This is a genomic window from Prevotella sp. C0026C3 (assembly GCF_056590795.1).
Map to the genome: position 1 here is coordinate 123,897 of NZ_JBWPWW010000003.1, position 21,766 is coordinate 145,662.

The window sequence follows — 21,766 nt, forward strand, 5'->3', positions numbered from 1 at the left end:
AATACGTACGTTGGAACTCTTGGCACCTGCTAAGAACTTGGAGTGTGGCTTGGCTGCCATTGCACATGGGGCCGATGCCGTCTATATCGGAGCCACTCACTTCGGTGCGAGGGTTGCTGCCGGCAATGCTATAGACGATATTGCACAATTATGTAGGTATGCCCATCAGTTTGGGGTACGTATTTATGTGACAGTCAACACCATTATTTATGAACAGGAATTAGCCGATACAAAGTCGCTTATCCGCGAATTGGCTCGTATTGGAGTAGATGCTGTCTTGGTGCAAGATATGGGAATGGTAGAGATGTTCCGACAATTACATGAGGAAGAACCCGATTTGAGGTTGCCGGCATTGCATGCCAGTACACAATGTGATACTCGTACGGCCGAGAAGGTGAAGTGGTTGCAGGCTATTGGGTTCGAGCGTGCGGTGCTAGCACGCGAACTTTCGGTGGCCGAAATAGTCTCTATTCATGAACAGAATCCCGATGTAGAGTTGGAAGTCTTTGTACATGGTGCGTTGTGTGTGAGTTATTCGGGTGTTTGTTATGCCTCTCAACATTGTTTTAATCGTAGTGCTAATCGTGGCGAATGTGCACAATTTTGTCGTATGAAGTTTGATTTGGTAGATGCGACAGGTCGTGAGATAGAGCATCAGCGGTATTTGTTGTCGCTTAAAGATATGTGCCAAATCGAGCAACTTGAACCTTTGGCTGAAGCTGGTGCATGCTCGTTTAAGATAGAAGGACGCTTGAAAGATGTGGGATATGTAAAGAATGTGGTCTCTGCCTATAGCAAACGACTCAATCAATTGGTACAGAAATATCCTGAAAAGTATTGTAGGGCGTCAAGAGGTGAGGTGAGTTACAACTTTGAGCCCAACTTACAAAAGACTTTTAATCGTGGTTTTACCAACTATTTCTTGAATGGCCGAAAGTCTGCTATAGCTAGTTTTGATACGCCCAAAGCTATGGGGGAGTTTGTCGGGACGGTGAAAGAAATACGTCATAACAGCTTCAATGTGGCTGGAACGGCCAACTTTGCCAATGGAGACGGATTCTGTTTCATCAATACGAATAGGGAATTGGAAGGTTTCCGAGTAAATCGAGCAGAGGGAAACAGGCTTTACCCGTTGAAGATGCCGACTCATTTAAAGCCCGGAATGCGGTTGTATCGCAACAACGACGTGGTATTTGAGAAGACATTATCGGGACAAACAGCCGAGCGGAAAATCAAAATAAAGATGTCGTTTGGACTTACTGAGAATGGTTTCTCGTTGATGGCCGAAGGTAAAACCGTTACAGTAGACTTCGCACATCAGGAGGCTCAGAAGCCACAACGAGATAATATTATTCGTCAACTATCCAAGTTAGGCAATACACCCTATCTTTGTGATGAGGTGACAGTGGCCGATGGAGTCGATCGTTACTTCTTGCCTTCGAGTGTATTAACTGATATGCGTAGGCAATTGGTAGAACAGTTATCAGTTGCCGAAGTGCCGATTGCTGCAAAAAATAAGAAAAAGCAAGAAGTAGGAATAGGCTCTTTGGCGTGGACACCGGAATATAAGAAGCATTTATATTTATATAATGTGAGCAACCACTTGGCTCAACAATTTTATGAAAAGCAAGGAATGACAAGGGTAGGGAAGGCCTTTGAAGTGGAGCCAAAGTCCAATGCGCTGATCATGCAATGCCGTCATTGCATTCGTTTCTCGCTTGGTTATTGTGTCAAGCATGGCGGACGAAAACCCGAATGGAAAGAACCGCTCAAGTTGGTGTTGGGAGATGGCCGACGGTTTGAGTTGGAGTTTAATTGTAAGGAATGCCAAATGAACATCTATGCAGAATAAATCGGTACATCGAATCATTGCCAGTGTATTACCATTATTATTGATAATGATGGTCTCTTCGTGCTATCATAAGAAGAGAACTAAGCCCGATGCAATGGTACAATACAGTGCGCGACAACTGGATTCGCTCTCTTTTCAGAGCACACACCACTATACCAACAACTATAACTTCGTAGTTAAGAGCGATTCTATCGTCTTGATACAGCAGCAACCTGAAGAGTCTATGTCCGATTTGATGACAGATTCAGTGGTCGTATATAAGCATGACCATTTGGTTGTAGCTGATATTCGGGTGCTGCCGAATGATTCTGTCGACTCGGTATGGGTACAGTTGGCACGTGATCAGAATACGTTTGGATGGATACATGAGTCGAAACTCATGCCAAAGGTGGTGCCCGATGATCCCATTTCACAATTTATCTCCACTTTTTCCGATGTCCATTTGCTCATATTCTTGGTCGTCATCAGTATCATCGGAGTCGTTTATTGGTTGCGGAGGATACTTCGTCAGCGAGCACGTATCGTACATTTGCGTGATATTAATTCGTTTTATCCTACATTGTTGACACTTGTTGTGGCTACAGCTGCGACTCTGTATGCAAGTATTCAACTCTTTGCGCCCGATACATGGAGGCATTTCTATTTCCATCCCACGTTGAATCCATTCTCTGTTCCGCCTATCCTTGGCATCTTTCTTGCTTTGGTTTGGGCCATGTTGATAGTGGGATTGGCTGCTTTTGACGATACTCGTCACCAGTTAAAGTTTGGAGCTGCGCTCACATATCTAAGTGGATTGGCTGCAGTTTGTGCTGCCGATTACATCGTGTTTAGCATTACTACCTTATATTATATAGGCTATCCACTGCTTGTACTATACTTCTATTTCGCCCTCAAATGCTATTTGAAGACGGGATATGTGCGTTATACGTGCGGGAATTGTGGTGCTCTGATGTCGAAGAAAGGGCGCTGTCCGTCTTGTGGAGCGATGAATAATTGATATTATTTTGGCTTTAAGGCTTGCTTAAAGGGTAGTTGTATTGGTCGAAATACTGGAAGTCTTTGTTGTTGTAATGCGCTCCTTCCACATTCACTTGGATAGAAATGTTTGGATTGATGTTGTATTTCACAGCTGCTCCAACTACATCTGCGTCACCGGTAAACATTCCCATGCCGCCCATGGGACCATGATACCAATAGCCGGGATGGTAGAATGAAGAGTAACGATTACCATAATTGTTGGCTATATTCTTCTTTGCATACACCCAAGCTTCCCAATGTTCGTTGAAACGGTAGCCTAATGCAGCATAAAGAGCCCCATCTCTATAGGAGTCGCTACCCCAGTTGATGTTCTGAACATAGCCTCCTGCTGCCAGCCAAAGTTTATTATTCTTGGTCAGCGGAGTCAGGTAAGTTGCACTCAAGCTTTGTGTGAAGCCTCCACGATGGGGTACATTTTTGCCAAAAGTAGCAAAAGCGGAAAGGCCTAATTGGACGTTCAGTCCCTTATGGAGGCCCCACCCATAATAATGATAAGGTGTCATGGCGTATGACATTGGTACAGGCGGCTGCAGCACGGTGGCTGTGGTGTCTGCGGTCTGTTGGGCTTTGCTAATAGTACAAAGTCCAAGTAGGATAGTTACTATGAGTACCTTTCTTTTCATCATGGGCAAAGTTAGACTTTTAGAAAATAAAAACCAAGACCTACAAACAACTTTAGTGATAATTTGCACTTATTTGGAACTAATCATACGACATTTAGATGAAGATGTAAATTATTGTTTTAGAATTGCTTGGATGCAATTCTTTTATTTCCTATATTTGCCAATGAAATTTATAACTAAATCAAAGTGTAGACATGAAAAAGGTTTTATTGTTGATGTGTATGGTGCTGTTTGGCTCCTTGGGCTGTAGCTTTGCGCAAATAACAGGGCGTTTGGAGTTCAGCGCAAAAGATGATTATGAAGACGAGAACATTGTCCCGATGGAGGATAAGGGATTGATGGTACAGTCTTTTGCCAAAGATTCTAAAGATGGGAAGCGATTTTTTAAGATGCAATTTTTCTCTACAGCAATGAAGCCAATCAGCACTGATTCGCTGTTGGTAGATAAGCGTATGTACATCCACTCTAATATATTTGATGCCGGAACTCTCTATACGGTGTTGAGAGAACGTAGTGGTGAATTTGCCATCTTGGCTTTTGATGCTAAAACGCGTAAGGTTAAAATGACTGAAGGTGAGTATGCTAAGAAGGGTACCATGCGTAATATACAGATTGTCGACGGCTATGCGGTGTTCAGTTCTACCGTGAAGAAACTGGAGCGTGTGGGTATTATCGATATGAAGACGGGTGATTGCAAGTATGCCGATATTCACTTTGAGGGAGTAAAAGACAAGAATGTGTTTATCTTGGAGACGCAGGTGATAGATGGAATCGTCTATGCTTTCGTGCGTGCGGAACGCGAAGTGTATCTTTCACGTATCGATATGCAAGGTAAACAGTTGGGTGCTACGCTGCTTACAAAGGATATCGACCAAGAGCTAGTGTCTGCTTCTATCTCGAAAGTCGGTAACAAATACTTTGTTACAGGAACCTATGCTACGAAGAAAGTGGGCTCGCAGGGTATCTATTTCGGTGAGCTGAAGGACTGGAATTTTAGCTTCTTGAAGTTCTATAACTATCTTGATTTGAAGCATTTTGCTGATTATATGAGTGAAAGGGCTCAGAAAAAGATAGAACGAAAGAAAGAGAAGAAAGCTAAAGAGGGTAAGGAATATACGCGGAACTACTTCATGGCATCGCACAAGATTATGAGCGATGGGAAGGATTATTTCTATCTTGGTGAGGCTTATTACCCCACTTATCGAATGGTGATGATTGGTAGGACATGGGTTCGAGAGTTCGATGGCTATGCCTATACGCATGCTATTCTTGTGAAATTCAATCCTCAAGGTGATGTGGTGTGGGATAATAGCTTTGAGATGGCACCTCGTACCAAACCATATTACGTCAAGAGATTTATTTCGACTAGTCTGAGTGATGCCGGAGCTAAGATGCTATTTGCTGATAAGAAACGCATTGTGATGAAGCTGTTTAATAACCAAACCGGTGCGGTAGTCAAAGATCGTACGGAGGAAGTCATCGAAACCGACAATGAAGACGAAAAAGTAAAGAAGGGCAAATATGCTAATTCGAGTCACTGGTATGGCGACAACTTCTTGGTATACGGCACACATGTGGTTAAAAATACGCAGACCGGGGATCGTCGTAAGGTTGTTTACGTGAATAAATACACCATCAAATGAGAACTTGGTATAGATATATAGCTTTCATCATACTGCTTTTAGGAATCTCGATTTCTGCATCTGCCCAAGCCTATGATGGCGATTTGGACAGAAAGATTTCGGCCGGTTATCTCAATGTAGGTGGCCGTTCGGGTGTAGAATTGTGCTATGATTGGGGCATGAGTGATTGGGTATCAGTGGGTATGAAAGGCTCTGTGTTGTTTATAGGAAAGTCTGAATCTGACGACGAACCAGACTTTGTTAATGGTGTTGACCTGTCTTTTCCTGTCGATATACATTGGGACGATGCACTCAAGCTGCCTTCCACAATAGATTTCTATACCGGTGTGGGCATAGGGTCTCGTGTATTTGATGTGCACAGTGGGCTTCGTTATAGTCTCAATGAAACTTTTGGACTGTATGCACAAGCGCAATATAATATACTAAGAACGTTTGAGCGCATAACTGATTTTCCAAGTTTATATACGCGTAAGATACAAGTTTCTTTGGGATTGACTATCAATATAGATTAAGAAGAATAAGGACTGAATGTCCAAAAACAGTGAGGGAGCTATGCCGGATGCTTGGTAGCAAATGGCAAAGCCCCCTCTTTTTGTTTTTATCATTTCTTATATCGTAATCTCGGCTAGGTCGTCTTGTTGCCCCGAATCGTTAATTCGTCAGCTTGTCAGCGCGTCTGTTAATTCTCTGCAGAGCCTTGGCAGCATCGCCGTCTAGCCTTGGCGGCATTGCTGTCAGGCTCTTGCAATGACGCTGCATGGCCTTTGCAGCCGACCAAGTGTGAGAAACTATTGTTTCAATTCGCTTGTGAGACGTTCCAATTGGGCTATCAAGTAGTCTAGTTTCAGACCCGAACGGTCGCTCATCATCTGTACATCGGCCTTGGCGGCGATAATCTTTCCGAGCGGCGAACTGAGCATTTTGAACTCCGGTGCAATCTCCGGTAAGCGTTTTTTCAAGCCGGGATACTGTTTCAGCAGGTCTTTGAGTCTGGTTTTGCGAGTGATTTCGTCCACCCCTTCTGTGTCGTCTGCCTCATCTTCCACGGTTTGTGTAGTAGGTTCAGGCGTCTCTCCGGCCCATGTAAGCAGTGTCTGAGAACCCTCGAGCGAGCGTATGTGCGTGCAGTCTTGCATCATCTCTAGCACGCCACGAAACATTCCTTCTTTGTCTCTCACAGCTATGTATATGATGTAGATAAACAAATCGGGCTTGTTAATCCAAAACTCTGCGCGGTCTTGCTCGCCGCTCCGCAACTTGTCTATCACCTCTCTTACGATGTGGGCACTCTTGCGTGGATGGCAATTCATCACTTCTCGGCCTATCACATTCTTACTTCTAGGGAATATGCGGTGGTCGGTGTCCGAGTAGAAACAAACCAATTCGTTCTCGTCGACAAACGATATGTCGATGGGCAAATGCTTATAGATGAGGTTGATTTGGTCGAGTGTGAGCTTTCCGGTAGTCACGTCAAGCTTGTCATTACTCCCCGAATTGTAGCCATATTTGCCCAAGAGTTGCTGTAACTCGGCTGCGAATCCGTCGGCAGCGGCGTGTCTCGGCTCTGCTTTTGCAGTAGGATGTTCCACTTGGAAGAATGCAAACCCAATCTCTTGGTCGCCCTCTTTCATCTCTTCGAACTCTGTTTCGGTAATCAGAGCCTGCGAAGTGGGGTAGAGGATGGCCTCTTCTTTCTCCATCAAGTCGCGACAATGGTCGATGAGCGTGCGCTGCAGTGCGATGAATTTATCCTCGTCTGTTTCGTTAAGGAGCTTCTGTGAGTCGCGTATCTCGTCTCTTACGATATCGTCGAAGTTCCACATGGTGGTTGTAGGGCGTGTGAATCCCTTCTTCTCCAACATCGGGTAGAGCTGGTTTTGTTTACGTTTGTAGTGAATAGGGTACTGCCCTATCCGGTCGTAAAGTTCCAGCCATTGGTTCTTAATCATCGGATATTGAATCAAATCTTCTACAGCCAAGAGTAGTTTGCGCATCTCGTCGTTCTCCCGATAGTAGTGCATGAGCGGATGAGAAGGTGGAAGTTTGGGGCGCGAAGTGTCAAGGATGCCATCTAGTAGTTGCAGTGTCATGCGCATATCCACGCGTACGCATTCGTCATCGTCGGCTTCCATCATGTTCTGTTCTACGAAGGCGATGTGGTAAGGGCGTATTTTACCCACGCGCAAAGCCAGTTCTTTTCTAGCCTCTTCGAGCGATAATGCACCGGTTTCGTATTTCTCCTCGATGTCGAGCAACGCCTTCATCCTTTCTTGTTCAATCTCCGGAAGATGTTCTTTCATTGAATTTGCCATACGGTTATATTCCTTTTTTTGACGTTTATGATGTTTGATGATGCAAATATAAGTATAAAGTTGGATAGGAATGAGTAACAAATGTGACTCCGAGGTGTTAAATTTATACAAATGAAGTTTTTCCTAATAAAATTGAATAAGTTTGGTGTATCAGGTGGATTTTGCTATTTTTGCCCAACTAACTAATAAGCATAACAATGATGAAGAAAACAGTGATGGAATTTTTAGCAGCACTTTTACTGATTGGTATGCCGGTGCATGCACAGAATACGACGCAGAAGGAGAACTTTGGTAAGAAGGTTTCAAAGTTCTGGAAGAAAACAAAGACGACAATGGTAAATGCCGGACACGAGTTGGGTGACGCCATTGGATTTGATGATAGAGTGGATAAAGATGCTGATTTGAAGGAAATTGATGGCGTAAAATATATGCCAATCTATACCACCGACCTCTTTGCGAAGGGTAATCCCAGTGATGATAAGACCTTGATAGACTTGTCAACGGCTGCCTTTAAGAAGAAATATCCCAATGCAACAATTGTTAGCGCTGTCGTTCCACAGATGGAATGGTTGAATACGGCGGTAAAAGAAGGAGGCAAGATAACGGGATATCGCAAGCGTGCTTATTGTTATGTACTGGCTAAGGATGGCACTGATGGCTATATCAATGCACGTTTCTTCTTTATGTCGTACCGTAAAGCAGGTGAAAAATATATTGAGAGTAGCAGTTGGCCTAAGTGGGAACGCACCGATATTGTGCCTGTAAGTGCTTATGAAAAACTAAAATAGAATGAATTTTTTAAGGGCTTTGTTCGGTGGAAAGACCGAAGATAGTGAGGAAGAAAAGAAGCACCAAGAAGAGAAAGATTTCGAGGTGCTGAAGTATGATGGTGTTCGTGCTATGAAGACAGGGAATGCTTCGTATGCCATTCGTTGTTTCGAGCATGCGCTGGAGAGACAGGAAGACTTGGAGATAAGGGATTACCTGTCGCAGACTTTCATGATGGTCAATGAGCCATTACAGGCTTATGAGCAATTGCAAAAGATGGCTGAGAAGGCGCCCGACAACCAAAAGATTCTTTTGAGAATGGCAAATGTGGCCTATATGATGGACGATTATCAGGCTATGGGTGATGCCTGTGAGAAGGCATTGTTGATAGATAACGACAGTGCAGAGGTACATTATCTCTATGGACAGGCTTGTATGGGACAGGGAGATAGCTCAAACGCGGTGGCTATGTTGACCAAGGCTATTGGTCTGAACGATAAATATGGCGATGCTTACTTGCTTCGTGGCGAAATACATTTGAAAGAAGATGCACTCACCGAAGCCGATGAAGACGTGCAATGGTTGCTGGAGCATGTGGCTGAAAATGAAGATGTGTTGCTCTTGAAAGCTAGAATAGAGGCAAAGCGAGAAAATACCGAGGATGCTATTATTTATTATAATAAGGTAATAGGAGTTAATCCTTTCTGTCAAGCAGCATTCCAAGAACGTGCAGGTATGTTTCGATTGGTAGGTAAGATAGCTGAGGCTGAAGCCGACGAACAGCAGGCTCAGGAACTGGCAGTAGCATCGGGAATATCCCAGCAAGCTGATGAAAATGAGCCGGGAACACTTCAACAGAAGATGGAAAATAAATATCGGGCGAACAATCCGTATGGCTTCTAAATATCGAATTGTAGTTTGTGTGCCATATTTTTGAGCATTTTTCTTGGATAGATAAAATTATTATTCTACTTTTGTAGGCAAATATAAACACAACAGAATAAAGAAATAAAGCATGAATAAGTCTTATGCATCTTTTTATTACTTTTATTTTTACTTTGCAAGAATTTGTGAAGCGGGAAGTTGCGTGTAGATTTTAACTTAAGAAAAAAGACAAACGAAATAACGAAACGGTCCCGCTTATCAGAGTGAGGACCGTTTTTGTTTTACCGGAATAAACTTATCCGGAGTATAGAGAAAACCAGATATGAAGAGAATAGCAATACAAGGAGAGCGTGGTTCGTTTCATGACATTGCCGCACATCAATACTTTGAAGGCGAACAGATACAATTAATATGTTGTGGAACGTTTGAAGAAGTGTTTGAAAACATTCGTCGTGACCCTACTGTTATTGGTATGTTGGCTATCGAAAATACCATTGCCGGCAGTTTGCTACATAATTATGAACTTCTTCGTAACTCAGGTGTGACGGTTGTTGGTGAGCATAAGCTGCACATAGAACATGCTATATGTTGTTTGCCTGACGACGATTGGAGCAGCATAACAGAGGTTCATTCCCACCCGGTTGCCCTTGCTCAGTGTCGACAATTCCTTGCTAATCATCCTGAAATGAAAGCTGTTGAGGCGGAAGATACCGCAGGCTCGGCTGAATATATAGCCAAGCATCAAGTCCATGGATGGGCTGCTATCTGTTCAACGTATGCTGCCAAGCTGTACGGAATGCGTATCTTACAAGAAGATATTCACGATAATAAGCACAACTATACGCGCTTTTTGGTTGTGAGTACGCCACAGAAGGCTGATTTCCTACGCTCTTTGGAGAAGTCGAACAAGTCGAACTTGGTATTCTCTCTGCCTCATGAAGAAGGTAGTCTGAGTAAGATACTGACGATATTGAGTTTCTATAACATCAATCTTACGAAGATACAGTCGTTGCCAATTATCGGTCATGAGTGGGAATATTTGTTCTATATAGACCTCACATTCAACAATTTGACACGATACCGACAGTCGATAGATGCCATAACTCCCTTGGTAAAAGAACTCACCGTGCTGGGAGAATATTGTGAAAGTTAGGAGTTAAGAGTGAGTAGTGAGAAGTTTTATGTGATAAAAGAATAAAAATATAGAGACAATGATACAACTGGCAGATAGATTAAACGAAGTACAAGAATACTATTTCAGTCGTAAACTGAAAGAAGTTGCAAAGATGAATGCCAATGGTGAGGATGTTATCAGTTTGGCAATCGGTTCTCCCGACATGCCACCATCGAAGCAAACGGTGGATAAACTGATAGAGGTAGCACAACAACCATCGGCACATGGTTATCAACCTACGGTGGGAATACCGGAGCTACGCAACGCTATGGCTGCCTTTTATCGCAAATGGTATCATGTAGAATTAGACCCAGTAACCGAGATTCAGCCTTTGATAGGTAGTAAAGAGGGGATACTTCATACCACGTTGGCGTTTGTCAATCCAGGTGATTCGGTGCTCGTTCCCGATCCGGGATATCCCACTTATACCTCATTGAGCAAACTGTTGGGTGCCAACGTCATCAATTATAATCTGCGAGAAGATAATGGTTGGCAGCCCGACTTTAATGAGTTGGAGCAGATGAACCTTGAAAGTGTTAAGTTGATGTGGGTGAATTATCCGCACATGCCGACAGGTGGAAATGCTCGTCGGGAAACTTTTGAGCGTTTGGTCGCTTTTGCTAAGAAGCATAATATCGTCATTGTGAACGACAATCCTTATTCTTTTATCTTGAATGAGGGTGAGAAGTTGTCCATACTTCAGGTTCCCGGAGCAAAGGATTATTGCATAGAATTCAACTCTATGAGTAAAAGTTTCAACATGCCGGGGTGGCGTGTAGGGCTCTGTGCAAGCAATTCTACGTTCATCAATTGGATACTTAAGGTGAAAAGCAATATCGATAGCGGCACCTTTCGAGGCATTCAAATGGCAGCAGCCGAGGCTTATCAGACTAACGATGAGGCTTGGCATCAAGAATATAATATAGATGTTTACCGTCGCCGTCGCCATATTGCCGAGCAAATCATGACCACGTTAGGTTGTGAGTTCGATTCTCAACAGGTGGGAATGTTTCTTTGGGGCAAGATACCTGAGACGTATCAGGATGTCGAAGAACTCACTGAAAGAGTACTACATGAGGTAAAGGTGTTTATCACTCCGGGCTTTATCTTTGGCAACAACGGTAAACGTTATATTCGAATCAGCCTTTGTGCGAAGGACGAAAAGATACAGGAAGCATTGGAAAGAATCCAAAGAATATCATTATCAACAACGAATTAAAATACAATAGAATATGGAATTAGAATTAGAACCCCTTACATTGCCTAGTGATCAAGAACGTCCGATAGTGATGGCTGGTCCTTGTTCGGCCGAGACAGAGGAACAAGTGATGACCACTGCCAAGCAGTTGGCTGCCAAAGGTTGCCACATGTTCCGTGCCGGAGTATGGAAACCTCGTACCAAACCGGGTGGTTTCGAAGGATGTGGAGAGCAAGCTTTGCCTTGGTTGAAGGCTGCTAAGGAAGAAACCGGTATGTTGATAGCAACCGAAGTTGCTACACCTGAACATGTAGAATTGTGTTTGAAGTATGGTGTAGACATTTTGTGGGTAGGCGCACGAACCAGTGCCAATCCTTTCGCTGTGCAAGCTTTGGCCGACAGTTTGAAAGGTATTGATATCCCGGTGTTTGTTAAGAATCCCGTAAACCCCGACTTAGAACTATGGATAGGAGCTTTACAGCGTATCAATCAAGCTGGTATTAAACGGTTGGGAGCTATCCATCGTGGTTTTTCCAGCTATGATAAGAAGATTTATCGCAATCTTCCGATGTGGCAAATCCCCATCGAACTCCATCGTCGCATACCTGCATTGCCAATCGTTTGCGACCCCAGTCACATCGGAGGACGCCGCGATTTGATTGCTCCTTTGTGCCAACAAGCTATGGATTTGGGCTTCGACGGCTTGATAATAGAAAGCCATTGCACGCCGGATACGGCTTGGAGCGATGCATTGCAACAGGTTACGCCCGATGTACTCGACTATATTCTGAACTTGTTGGTTATCCGTGACGAGCATACTACGACCGAAGGAATACGCCAACTACGTAGTCAGATAGACGATTTGGACAACCAATTGATGGAACTTTTGGCCAAACGACTTCGTGTTTGTCGCGAGATAGGACAGTATAAGAAGGAACACAACATGACAGTATTGCAGTCTAATCGTTACAACGAAATCTTAGAGAAGCGTGGAGCACAGGGTGTTTTGTGTGGATTGAGCGCTGAAAGTGTGGCTCATATCTTTGAAGAGATACATGAAGAGAGTGTTCGTCAGCAACTTGAAATAGTCAATCAGAAATGAGAATATTAGTCATGGGTGCAGGTAAGATGGGGAGTTTCTTCATCGACCTGCTTAGTTTTGAGCACGAGGTTGCTGTATATGAGCGCGATGCGCAACGTATGCGCTTCACTTATAACTGTCAACGGTTCACTCAACTGGATGAGGTGAAGGCGTTTAATCCCGAACTTGTCATCAATGCGGTGACCGTAAAGTATACCATCAGTGCTTTTAAAGAGATATTACCTTACCTGAATGATGACTGTATCATTAGTGATATAGCTAGTGTTAAGACCGGACTGAAAGAGTTTTATGAGCAGTGTGGGCGCCCGTATGTGAGCACTCACCCGATGTTCGGACCTACTTTCGCCAACCTTAATCAACTGAGTGAGGAGAACGCCATCATCATTAGCGAGGGCGATTACATGGGACGTATCTTCTTTAAGGATATGTATCAGCGACTGGGACTCAATATCTACGAGTACACTTTCCAAGAACATGACGAGACGGTAGCCTATTCTTTGAGTATTCCTTTTGTGAGTACGTTTGTCTTTGCGGCTGTGATGAAGCATCAAGATGCACCGGGTACTACCTTTAAACGCCACATGCGCATAGCTCGTGGAGTGCTCTCTGAGGACGATTATCTATTACAAGAGATTCTTTTCAACCCTTATACACACGACCAAGTGTCGCAAATTCGCACGGAATTAAAGGAATTATTGGAGATAATAGATAAGAAAGATGCGAGTGGAATGAAGTCCTATCTCACCAAGATTCGTAAAAATCTGAAGCAAGATTTAGCATAAAGATGGCGTTGTTGACCCTCTTACTGAGCATTTTCACATTTGTAGAGCTGAATACGGAGAATCTTTTCGATACGCAACACGATTCTCTCAAGAACGACACGGAGTTTTTGCCGGATAGTTATCATTATTGGAACAATGCTCGATACTGGCGTAAACTTAATCACATTGGGCAGGAAATCATTGCTTGTGGAGGCGATTCGGCAGGTTGGACGTTGCCCGATATGGTGGCATTGTGCGAAGTTGAGAACGATACGGTGATGCGCGACCTCACCAAACGGTCACTTTTGCGCAAAGCACGCTACGAATATATTATGACCAATTCGCCCGATGAGCGAGGTATTGATGTGGCTTTGATGTATTCACCTTTTGCGTTTCGTCCCATCAATCACCATTCTATCCGCATCCAACCAATAAAGAATATGCGTCCGACACGCGACATTCTTTATGTTTCGGGGCTATTGATAGACGATGATACGCTCCATGTGTTCGTAGTACATGCACCTAGTCGGTCGGGTGGTGAGGTGCATTCTCGTCCGTTTCGCATGGCTGTAGCTGAGCGATTGATGGCTTCTGTAGATTCCATTCGCGTTCTGTCTCCTCGTGCACGTATCATTGTGGCAGGCGACTTCAATGACTATGTGGGTGATAAAAGTCTGATGTATATCGGTGAACGAGGGTTACAAGACGTGTCAGAGAATGTTATCGGCATGCACGGAGCAAAAGGAACATACCGTTATAAAGGCAAGTGGGGGAGTCTAGACCATATATTTTGTAGCCTCTCGATGCAGTTGTTGTTGGATAGTTGTTATATCTTTGATGCCCCGTTTTTATTGACCGATGATGAGAAGTATGGCGGACTGCAACCTCGACGTAATTTCAATGGGGGCCAATATAACAATGGTTTCAGCGACCATCTGCCTTTGATAGCTCGCTTTAGAGTCGGAGTTGAAGAATAAAGTAAATATAATAGCTGTAACGTATTGGTAATATGGATTTAATGCAAAGTCTCTGCAGTGTTACTGCAGGGCTTTTTCAGTTTTACTGCAGAGGCTTTACAGCAATGTTGCCTCGCCTTTGCAGTCAGTTGAGAGTAATTCTTTTATCTCATCAGATGAATATGATGAACTTATAAAATAATTCTTATTTAAATACGCTCAAAATAGGGGTGTATGCGCAGAATGTCGCTTTTAGTGTTTTAAAATAATTTAAAACATTGTTTTTTATTCTTTTTTTGCCTATTAATAAGGTAATTTTGCAGTGAATTTTATAAAGAATCCTTGTTATCACTCTGCAAATAAGACAGATTGAGAGTTATAACATGTAGTTGCAGTCTATAAGAAATTATGTTTGAAAATCTAAGCGACAGACTTGAGCGCTCGTTTAAAATACTAAAAGGTGAAGGCAAAATCACAGAGATAAATGTGGCCGAAACCTTGAAGGATGTGCGTCGTGCATTGCTTGATGCTGACGTAAACTATAAGGTAGCTAAGACATTCACCGACACGGTAAAGACCAAGGCGATGGGTATGAATGTACTCACAGCTGTGAAGCCAAGCCAGTTGATGGTGAAGATAGTGCACGATGAATTGGCTGATTTGATGGGAGGTGAGGCCTCTGAATTGAATTTGTCCGGTCATCCGGCTATCATATTGATGAGCGGTTTGCAAGGTTCCGGTAAGACAACGTTCAGTGGAAAGTTGGCCAACTTGTTGAAAAACAAGCAGCATAAGAAACCTTTGCTCGTGGCTTGTGACGTATATCGTCCGGCAGCTATCGAACAGTTGAAGGTCGTTGGAGAGCAGGTGGGCGTACCTGTATATACAGAATCGGAGAACAAAAATGTCGTTGAGATTGCCAACAATGCCATCAAGGAGGCAAAAGCTAAGAGCTATGATGTTGTCATTGTGGATACTGCGGGTCGCTTGGCGGTCGATGAGGAGATGATGAACGAAATCTCTAATTTGAAACAAGCGTTGAATCCGGATGAGACTTTGTTTGTAGTTGACTCCATGACTGGTCAGGATGCTGTGAATACGGCAAAAGAATTCAACGACCGTTTGGACTTCAATGGCGTCGTATTGACGAAGCTCGATGGTGATACTCGTGGTGGTGCGGCTCTCTCTATCCGCACGGTTGTGACGAAACCTATCAAGTTTGTCGGTACAGGAGAGAAGATGGAAGCTATTGATGTGTTCCATCCTTCGCGTATGGCCGATCGTATCTTGGGCATGGGTGACATCGTTTCGCTTGTTGAACGTGCTCAGGAACAGTTCGATGAAGAGGAAGCTCGCAGGCTCCAGAAGAAGATTCAAAAGAACAAATTCGACTTCAATGATTTCCTCGGACAGATAGAGCAAATCAAGAAGATGGGTAATCTAAAGGATTTGGCAGGCATGATTCCGGGTGTAGGCAAGGCTATCAAGGATGTAGATATAGACGATAATGCTTTCAAAGGTATTGAAGCTATCATCAAGAGTATGACTCCTAAGGAGCGTACCAACCCCGAAATACTGAACCAAAGTCGTCGTCAACGTATTGCAAAAGGCTCCGGTACTGATATACAAGAAGTAAACCGACTGATTAAACAGTTCGACCAGACTCGCAAGATGATGAAGATGGTAACAGGAAATGGTATGGCAGGCATGATGAGCAGAATGAAAGGAATGAATATTCCGGGTATGCCTAAGATGTAAGACGGAAGTTAAGAGATTATAGTAAAAAGCTAATAGAACAATAATTGACGATATGCAGCTGATTGACGGAAAGGCTACGGCTACGGCTATAAAGGCTGAAATAGCAGAAGAAGTAAAGAGAATTGTTGCCGAAGGTGACAAACAACCTCACTTAGCTGCTGTTTTGGTAGGACATGATGGTGGTTCTGAGACTTATGTAAAGAACAAAGTTATCGCCTGTGAGCAGTGTGGTTTCAAGTCAACCCTGATTCGTTTTGAAGATACAGTGACAGAGGATGAACTACTGGCAACAGTAGATAAGCTGAATAAAGATGCCGATGTAGACGGCTTTATCGTTCAGTTGCCTCTGCCGAAACATATTGATGAGCAGAAGATAATCATGGCTATAGACTATCGCAAAGACGTGGATGGATTCCATCCTGTTAATGTGGGGCGTATGGCTATTGGTCTTCCATGTTTCATCAGTGCCACTCCGCTTGGCATCATCACGCTATTGAAGCACTATAACATAGAGACTAGCGGTAAGAAGTGTGTGGTGTTGGGACGCAGTAATATCGTGGGTAAACCCATGGCACAGTTGATGATGCAGAAACAATATGGTGATGCAACAGTGACAGTCTGCCACAGTCACTCGGCTAACTTGAAAGAGGAATGTCGAGAAGCAGATATTATCATTGCTGCAATTGGTCGTCCTAACTTTGTGACGGCCGACATGGTAAAAGACGGTGCAGTTATCGTTGATGTGGGAACAACCCGCGTTCCTGATGCTACTCGCAAGAGTGGATTCCGCCTGAATGGGGATGTGAAGTTCGACGAAGTATCCCCCAAGTGTTCATTCATTACTCCCGTACCGGGTGGCGTTGGTCCTATGACCATTTGTTCATTGATGAAGAACACCTTGGCAGCAGGCAAAAAAGAATTCTACCGTTAAGCCATTACAAACAAAGAAAACTTGATTTTTTTTATAACTCTCTAATTTTTGGGGGACCATTTCTCAGTGATGAGAGATGGTCCTATTTTCTTTTAGAGAGTTATAGCGTTGTAGATAGATGATGGTATTATATTTCTATGCGCTCAATACCTCCATAATCCGTCAGGTTTTCAAAAGCATTTTCTTTTTCAAAGAGGCCGCCATAGATGCCGGCACAGATGAGTACACCACCATGCGCAAAGATAGCTACGCGCTCATAGGGCTTCTTTCGCAACTCATCTAAGAATGCTGCGACGCGTGCATACATCATTGGGAAACTCTCACCACCCGTTGCTGCCAAGTTCATATAGTCTTGATACCATGCTTCTATATGTGGATCGACCTTGGCAATATCATCATATAACCTCATTTCCCAGTCTCCCATGTTCATCTCTTTAAGTCTTTCGTCTACTATAGGAGAGGTGTAACCGCAGTATGCTGCCAACTTTCTAGCACGTGTTAATGGTGACGAATACACGGCGTCAAAAGGTGCGTCGGCTTGCAGGTTGCCCTTTGTAATAGTAGCTTCTTGCTCGAAAGTGTCGGCTAGAGGTACGTCGCTCCAACCATAGCAAGTGCCTTTGGGCACTCCGACACGCGTATGTCTGATGAGTGTTATTTTCATATTGTATGTAGAATGATGTTGAGTGTTAGGTAAAAACTGAGTTCGATGAGCAGGAAGATAGCGCCACAGCAGTCGCCGGTATACCCCTTGATGCGGCTCCACAAGAGTCGATAGAGTGCATACATCACCAAGCATGGGACGAAAACGAGTAAGTCCCACTTCATAAAGTTGAGGTAATAGAGCAGTAAAGCGAGTGGCAGAATGCCTTGAATGAACAGACTAATGCCGGCCGGAATGCTGAATTTGCGGTAGACTACACCGTTCTTGGCCGTTTCAGAACTACGCGCGTAGGCTAGTATCTGTACTATTTGGGCTGCCAACATCTTGGCGTATGTATCACCGGCAAAGATGGCCAAGGCACCTATTACGGGTGGAAGACTATGCAAACAGGCTGTTAATAGCAAGGCATAAAAGACGAGACCGAGTACTCCATAAGACCCTATACGGCTGTCTTTCATAATTTCCAAAATGCGCTCGCGGTCTCTTCCGCCACCTCCAAATCCATCCATGAAGTCGGCTAATCCGTCTTCGTGCAATGCTCCCGTTATCAGTAAGCGAACGATAACGGCCACGATAACGGCCGCCATATAGGGCATGATGAATGAACAACCATAGAGCGTGAGAGCCATGATGCCTCCCGTGAGCCACCCAGTCAGCGGCCAATGCTCCACAACTGTTTCGTATGCAGTCTTTGGCGGTTGGTAGATTCGCCAGAAAGGAAGCCGCGTAAAGAAGATGAGAGCAGCCCAAACTTTGTCGTACCATTTGAGGTTGTGGTCAATGGAAACTTTCATTTGTTAGAAGTATTTAGTGATATGAGCACGGTCGAAGTCGTTCATTTCGTTTATCATTCTTATTGCCGACTCTATAATCGGGTATGCACAAAGTGCTCCGGTGCCTTCTCCCAACCTCATACCGAGCAATAATATAGGCTTTGCATTCATGAGTAGCAACAGTCGTTTATGCCCGTTTTCATCGCCGCAATGCCCGAATACGGCATAGTCTAACACATTTGGATATAGCTGTGAAGCCGCCAACATACAAGCAGTCATAATAAAACCATCTACCAAAATGACCATGTGGAGTTCGGCTGCACGCAACATGGCTCCGATGGCTCCCACCATTTCAAAACCGCCAAAGTATCTGATGGCATTAAGAGGAGTATTCCGGTTGTTCTCGAGATAAAGATCTACTGCCGCTTTTAGTACTTTGTATTTATGTGAAATGCCTTCGTTGTTGAGTCCGGCACCAGCTCCGATACACTCTTCCAAAGGTATTTGGCCAAACAGACTCATCCAGATACTCGATGGAGATGTATTGGCTATACCCATCTCGCCAAGGCAAATGATGTTGCATTCCTTTTCTTTACACTCGTCTACAAGTTGCACAGCCGTCTCAATACACAGATTGAATTGCTCTTCAGTCATGGCTGCCGCATGCAAGAAATTACTTGTTCCCCAAGCTATTTTGCGATTGGTAATTTGTGGGCATGCCGATAGGTCATGGTCGACACCCATGTCTATGATACTAAGGTCGAACCCGTGCTGGCGGCAAAATAGGTTGACACCACCGCCACCATTGGCAAAGTTCAGCATTTGTTGCCATGTTACATCGCGTGGAGATACCGATACGCCCTCGTGCTCAATGCCGTGGTCGGCTCCTAATAAGAGGTGACAAGGATGTGAGAGAGTGGGAGTGAACGTGTGCTGGATGAGACTTATCTGCATGGCCAAGTCTTCAAGCATGCCCAGCGAACCTTTTGGTTTGTTCAGATTGTCTATTTTTTGTTGGATAGCTTGGCGCATATCCTTATCTGTTGGGAGTATATTGAATGTCCTCATCTTATTTGATTTTAACGGGAATACCTGATACCATCATGATTACTTCGTCGGCTTTGGATGCTACGTATTGGTTCATCCATCCCTGAAGGTCGGTGAATCTGCGTTGTATCTCGTTGTTACTGACTCCGCCACTGCCTATTTCGTTTGTCACAAAGATAAAGGTGGCATCTTGCGAAGTGAAGCGGTTGAACTCATCTTGTAATTCTTTCAGTGCACTATCTACTGTCGGTTGTTCTTTCACCTTCTTGTCGCTGTCGTAGAAAAAGTTGGTACACCACAGCGTAATACAGTCAATGACCACCACCTTATTATATAGTTGATGGTGCGATAGATATTTTTCCTCTTCGATATTGGTCCAATTATCGCCCCGCCGTTGTTGGTGTCTATTTACTCGTTCACGGAATTCCTCGTCCCATATATGGGCAGTTGCCAAATATACAGGGGTAGGTGAAAGGCTTAAAGCCAACTGTTCGGCATGCATACTTTTGCCCGATCGTTGTCCGCCGGTAATAAGAATAATGCGTTTCATGTTGCGAAGATACTAAAAAACAACCATATATTGATAGAGCCTTTAGCCCAATTTAGAGCGTTTGTCCTATTATTTAACGTCGTAAAGAGCTTTGTTTTCCGCTCATAACTCTTTACTTCTCATTACTAAGTTCTTCACTCTTAATATTCTGCAGCGGCTTGGCAACATTGCTGTCTCAACTTTGCACAATTGCTGAAGAGGCGAAGCAGCGATACTGTTGGCCCTTTGCAGTCTGCGAATAAATATGTTTACAGGTAGATGGGTAGATGAGTTTAGAGTGCTTGAATATCTAGATTAAACTTTTGTATAGTTTGGTTGACTATTGTATTTTAAGTATTTGAATGAGACTTTTGGGTATTTTTATGTTCTAAAACATGGAAAATATACGAAAACTTTGGAAGTTACAATATTTTTTAATAACTTTGCATGCGTATTCGAGAGGATAAATAAAGAAACATAAAATATAATTATTAAATTTTAGAGAGAAATGAAAAAAATCGCATTACTATTTGCAGCTGCCGCTATGGCAGTATCTGTTTCAGCACAGACTGTAACAGAAAGCAAAACATTCGACAACTTCTACATTGGTATTAATGGTGGTGTTGCAACAAAGACAACTGGCCATTCATGGATGAAAGGTTTGGATCCAAACTTCGGTGTACGCTTGGGTCGTAACTTTACTCCTGTATTTGGCTTGGCTCTTGAGAGCAATGCTTACTTCTCTAATAAGCCTTTTGCTTCTACCGGAACAGCAGTTCGTTTCTTGAACACTAGCGTGTTGGGAACTGTAAACTTGAGCAATTGGTTTGGTGGTTATCAAGGTGAGCCTCGTGCTTTTGAGGTTATCGCTTTGTACGGACTTGGTTGGGGACACCTTTTTGGCAATACTGCACAGTATAAGGCTTCTCATTATCACAACAACTTGACCTCTAAGGCTGCTATCGACTTCGCATTTAACTTCGGTGCTTCAAAGGCTTGGCAGTTTTATATCGAGCCTGCTATGGTTTGGGGACTTAACGATAAGACCAATGCTGCTAACTATAACTTGTCTAACAGCGGCATCAAGTACAATATCAACCACAGCTTTGTACAGTTGAACGCAGGTTTGATTTACAAGTTTGGTAACTCTAATGGAACTCATAACTTCAAGATTGCACAGCTCCGTGACCAGTCTGAGATTGATGGTTTGAATGCTCAAATCAATAGCTTGCGTGGTGATTTGAACGATAAGGATGCTCAACTCGCAGCTAAGGATGGCCAGATTGCTGACTTGCAGAATGCCCTTGATGCTTGCAACAAGAAGCCTAAGTATGTGAAGCCTGTTACTGCTACCAACTTACAGCCTACTGTTTTGTTCCGTCAAGGTAAGAGTGTTATCGATCCAGCACAGTATGCTCCTATCGAACTGATTGCTTCTTATATGAAGAATCATCCTGAAGCAAACGTGGAGATTAAGGGTTATGCTTCTCCAGAGGGTTCTGCAGAGTTGAACCAAAAGCTTTCTGAAGCTCGTGCTGAGGCTGTTAAGACTGCACTTATTAAGAAGTATAAGATTGCAGCTAGCCGTTTGACTACCAAGGGTATGGGTGCTACCGATAAGCTTTTCGAGCAGGTAGAGTTCAACCGTGTTGCTACATTCAACGACAATGCTAAGACGAAGTAATCAACAGTAACATTACTGATTTAAGATAAAGAAGGGGTATGCCTATATAGGTATATCCCTTCTTCTTG

The 21,766-nt window shown here is 43.7% G+C and carries 20 protein-coding genes; 14 read left to right on the top strand and 6 right to left on the bottom strand.

Translation table 11 applies throughout. The features are described from left to right. Position 1 precedes the first annotated feature (1 nt). On the top strand, positions 2–1,852 hold the full coding sequence (locus AC1EK4_RS02845; RefSeq protein ID WP_036895980.1) for a peptidase U32 family protein: 1,851 nt from the start codon (positions 2–4) through the stop codon (positions 1,850–1,852). Next, positions 1,842–2,849, top strand: coding sequence for a hypothetical protein (locus tag AC1EK4_RS02850; protein WP_036895801.1), 1,008 nt, complete (start codon positions 1,842–1,844; stop codon positions 2,847–2,849). The genes AC1EK4_RS02845 and AC1EK4_RS02850 overlap by 11 nt, the downstream gene beginning before the upstream one ends. 13 nt (positions 2,850–2,862) lie before the next feature. Here AC1EK4_RS02850 and AC1EK4_RS02855 read toward each other — a convergent pair whose 3' ends face one another. Beyond that, positions 2,863–3,516: a hypothetical protein gene (locus AC1EK4_RS02855; protein ID WP_052052700.1), complete on the bottom strand. Its 654-nt coding sequence runs from the start codon at positions 3,514–3,516 to the stop codon at positions 2,863–2,865. Between the two features lie 191 nt (positions 3,517–3,707). On the opposite strand from AC1EK4_RS02855, the gene AC1EK4_RS02860 reads away from it, so the two are divergent. Continuing rightward, a complete protein-coding gene (locus AC1EK4_RS02860; protein WP_197421713.1) occupies positions 3,708–5,156 on the top strand; it encodes a hypothetical protein in 1,449 nt (482 codons plus the stop codon). Beyond that, positions 5,153–5,668 (top strand): DUF6646 family protein, encoded by a 516-nt coding sequence (locus AC1EK4_RS02865; RefSeq protein ID WP_036895794.1) that lies wholly within the window; start codon positions 5,153–5,155, stop codon positions 5,666–5,668. Before AC1EK4_RS02860 ends, AC1EK4_RS02865 begins: the two co-directional genes overlap by 4 nt. A 276-nt stretch (positions 5,669–5,944) precedes the next feature. On the opposite strand, the gene AC1EK4_RS02870 is transcribed toward AC1EK4_RS02865, so the two are convergent. Beyond that, a complete protein-coding gene (locus AC1EK4_RS02870; RefSeq protein ID WP_036895977.1) occupies positions 5,945–7,468 on the bottom strand; it encodes a DUF438 domain-containing protein in 1,524 nt (507 codons plus the stop codon). A gap of 197 nt (positions 7,469–7,665) precedes the next feature. Between AC1EK4_RS02870 and AC1EK4_RS02875 the strand changes: the two genes are divergently transcribed. From AC1EK4_RS02875 to folD, 9 genes are all read left to right on the top strand, one after another. Further along, on the top strand, positions 7,666–8,256 hold the full coding sequence (locus tag AC1EK4_RS02875; protein ID WP_480356945.1) for a Tat pathway signal sequence: 591 nt from the start codon (positions 7,666–7,668) through the stop codon (positions 8,254–8,256). A gap of 1 nt (position 8,257) precedes the next feature. Further along, the gene (locus tag AC1EK4_RS02880; protein WP_036895791.1) at positions 8,258–9,139 is read left to right on the top strand and encodes a tetratricopeptide repeat protein; all 882 of its coding nucleotides are present in this window, start codon (positions 8,258–8,260) and stop codon (positions 9,137–9,139) included. A gap of 304 nt (positions 9,140–9,443) precedes the next feature. After that, positions 9,444–10,274 carry a prephenate dehydratase gene (locus AC1EK4_RS02885; protein ID WP_036895789.1) on the top strand — a complete coding sequence of 277 codons (831 nt, stop codon included), beginning with the start codon at positions 9,444–9,446 and terminating at the stop codon, positions 10,272–10,274. Between the two features lie 58 nt (positions 10,275–10,332). Beyond that, positions 10,333–11,514 (top strand): pyridoxal phosphate-dependent aminotransferase, encoded by a 1,182-nt coding sequence (locus AC1EK4_RS02890; protein WP_084589693.1) that lies wholly within the window; start codon positions 10,333–10,335, stop codon positions 11,512–11,514. A gap of 13 nt (positions 11,515–11,527) precedes the next feature. Then, the gene (locus tag AC1EK4_RS02895) at positions 11,528–12,595 is read left to right on the top strand and encodes a bifunctional 3-deoxy-7-phosphoheptulonate synthase/chorismate mutase type II (protein ID WP_036895787.1); all 1,068 of its coding nucleotides are present in this window, start codon (positions 11,528–11,530) and stop codon (positions 12,593–12,595) included. Next, positions 12,592–13,377 (top strand): prephenate dehydrogenase, encoded by a 786-nt coding sequence (locus AC1EK4_RS02900; protein WP_036895786.1) that lies wholly within the window; start codon positions 12,592–12,594, stop codon positions 13,375–13,377. The genes AC1EK4_RS02895 and AC1EK4_RS02900 overlap by 4 nt, the downstream gene beginning before the upstream one ends. Positions 13,378–13,379: 2 nt before the next feature. Next, positions 13,380–14,333, top strand: a complete 954-nt coding sequence (locus AC1EK4_RS02905) for an endonuclease/exonuclease/phosphatase family protein (RefSeq protein WP_036895784.1) — start codon at positions 13,380–13,382, stop codon at positions 14,331–14,333. 387 nt (positions 14,334–14,720) lie between these two features. Further along, entirely contained in the window at positions 14,721–16,070 is a 1,350-nt protein-coding gene (gene ffh, locus AC1EK4_RS02910; protein ID WP_036895782.1) for a signal recognition particle protein, read from the top strand. Positions 16,071–16,122: 52 nt separating this feature from the next. Further along, positions 16,123–17,001, top strand: coding sequence for a bifunctional methylenetetrahydrofolate dehydrogenase/methenyltetrahydrofolate cyclohydrolase FolD (gene folD / locus AC1EK4_RS02915; protein WP_480356947.1), 879 nt, complete (start codon positions 16,123–16,125; stop codon positions 16,999–17,001). Between the two features lie 127 nt (positions 17,002–17,128). On the opposite strand, the gene cobC is transcribed toward folD, so the two are convergent. The 4 genes from cobC to cobU are packed head-to-tail and all read right to left on the bottom strand — an operon-like array spanning position 17,129 to position 20,035. Further along, positions 17,129–17,665, bottom strand: coding sequence for an alpha-ribazole phosphatase (gene cobC, locus AC1EK4_RS02920; RefSeq protein ID WP_036895778.1), 537 nt, complete (start codon positions 17,663–17,665; stop codon positions 17,129–17,131). After that, entirely contained in the window at positions 17,662–18,459 is a 798-nt protein-coding gene (gene cobS, locus AC1EK4_RS02925; protein WP_062432696.1) for an adenosylcobinamide-GDP ribazoletransferase, read from the bottom strand. Before cobS ends, cobC begins: the two co-directional genes overlap by 4 nt. A 3-nt stretch (positions 18,460–18,462) precedes the next feature. Next, on the bottom strand, positions 18,463–19,506 hold the full coding sequence (gene cobT / locus AC1EK4_RS02930; protein ID WP_062432699.1) for a nicotinate-nucleotide--dimethylbenzimidazole phosphoribosyltransferase: 1,044 nt from the start codon (positions 19,504–19,506) through the stop codon (positions 18,463–18,465). A gap of 1 nt (position 19,507) precedes the next feature. Beyond that, positions 19,508–20,035 (bottom strand): bifunctional adenosylcobinamide kinase/adenosylcobinamide-phosphate guanylyltransferase, encoded by a 528-nt coding sequence (gene cobU, locus AC1EK4_RS02935; protein WP_036895772.1) that lies wholly within the window; start codon positions 20,033–20,035, stop codon positions 19,508–19,510. Positions 20,036–20,522: 487 nt separating this feature from the next. Between cobU and AC1EK4_RS02940 the strand changes: the two genes are divergently transcribed. Then, positions 20,523–21,698, top strand: coding sequence for an OmpA family protein (locus AC1EK4_RS02940; protein WP_036895770.1), 1,176 nt, complete (start codon positions 20,523–20,525; stop codon positions 21,696–21,698). Positions 21,699–21,766: the final 68 nt, after the last annotated feature.

Bases quoted from the DNA above. Each gene is read 5' to 3' on its own strand.
- AC1EK4_RS02850 (WP_036895801.1), top strand. From the start codon at position 1,842: ATGCAGAATAAATCGGTACATCGAATCATTGCCAGTGTATTACCATTA.
- AC1EK4_RS02855 (WP_052052700.1), bottom strand. From the start codon at position 3,516: ATGATGAAAAGAAAGGTACTCATAGTAACTATCCTACTTGGACTTTGT.
- AC1EK4_RS02860 (WP_197421713.1), top strand. From the start codon at position 3,708: ATGAAAAAGGTTTTATTGTTGATGTGTATGGTGCTGTTTGGCTCCTTG.
- AC1EK4_RS02865 (WP_036895794.1), top strand. From the start codon at position 5,153: ATGAGAACTTGGTATAGATATATAGCTTTCATCATACTGCTTTTAGGA.
- AC1EK4_RS02870 (WP_036895977.1), bottom strand. From the start codon at position 7,468: ATGGCAAATTCAATGAAAGAACATCTTCCGGAGATTGAACAAGAAAGG.
- AC1EK4_RS02875 (WP_480356945.1), top strand. From the start codon at position 7,666: ATGATGAAGAAAACAGTGATGGAATTTTTAGCAGCACTTTTACTGATT.
- AC1EK4_RS02880 (WP_036895791.1), top strand. From the start codon at position 8,258: ATGAATTTTTTAAGGGCTTTGTTCGGTGGAAAGACCGAAGATAGTGAG.
- AC1EK4_RS02885 (WP_036895789.1), top strand. From the start codon at position 9,444: ATGAAGAGAATAGCAATACAAGGAGAGCGTGGTTCGTTTCATGACATT.
- AC1EK4_RS02890 (WP_084589693.1), top strand. From the start codon at position 10,333: ATGATACAACTGGCAGATAGATTAAACGAAGTACAAGAATACTATTTC.
- AC1EK4_RS02895 (WP_036895787.1), top strand. From the start codon at position 11,528: ATGGAATTAGAATTAGAACCCCTTACATTGCCTAGTGATCAAGAACGT.
- AC1EK4_RS02900 (WP_036895786.1), top strand. From the start codon at position 12,592: ATGAGAATATTAGTCATGGGTGCAGGTAAGATGGGGAGTTTCTTCATC.
- AC1EK4_RS02905 (WP_036895784.1), top strand. From the start codon at position 13,380: ATGGCGTTGTTGACCCTCTTACTGAGCATTTTCACATTTGTAGAGCTG.
- ffh (WP_036895782.1), top strand. From the start codon at position 14,721: ATGTTTGAAAATCTAAGCGACAGACTTGAGCGCTCGTTTAAAATACTA.
- folD (WP_480356947.1), top strand. From the start codon at position 16,123: ATGCAGCTGATTGACGGAAAGGCTACGGCTACGGCTATAAAGGCTGAA.
- cobC (WP_036895778.1), bottom strand. From the start codon at position 17,665: ATGAAAATAACACTCATCAGACATACGCGTGTCGGAGTGCCCAAAGGC.
- cobS (WP_062432696.1), bottom strand. From the start codon at position 18,459: ATGAAAGTTTCCATTGACCACAACCTCAAATGGTACGACAAAGTTTGG.
- cobT (WP_062432699.1), bottom strand. From the start codon at position 19,506: ATGAGGACATTCAATATACTCCCAACAGATAAGGATATGCGCCAAGCT.
- cobU (WP_036895772.1), bottom strand. From the start codon at position 20,035: ATGAAACGCATTATTCTTATTACCGGCGGACAACGATCGGGCAAAAGT.
- AC1EK4_RS02940 (WP_036895770.1), top strand. From the start codon at position 20,523: ATGAAAAAAATCGCATTACTATTTGCAGCTGCCGCTATGGCAGTATCT.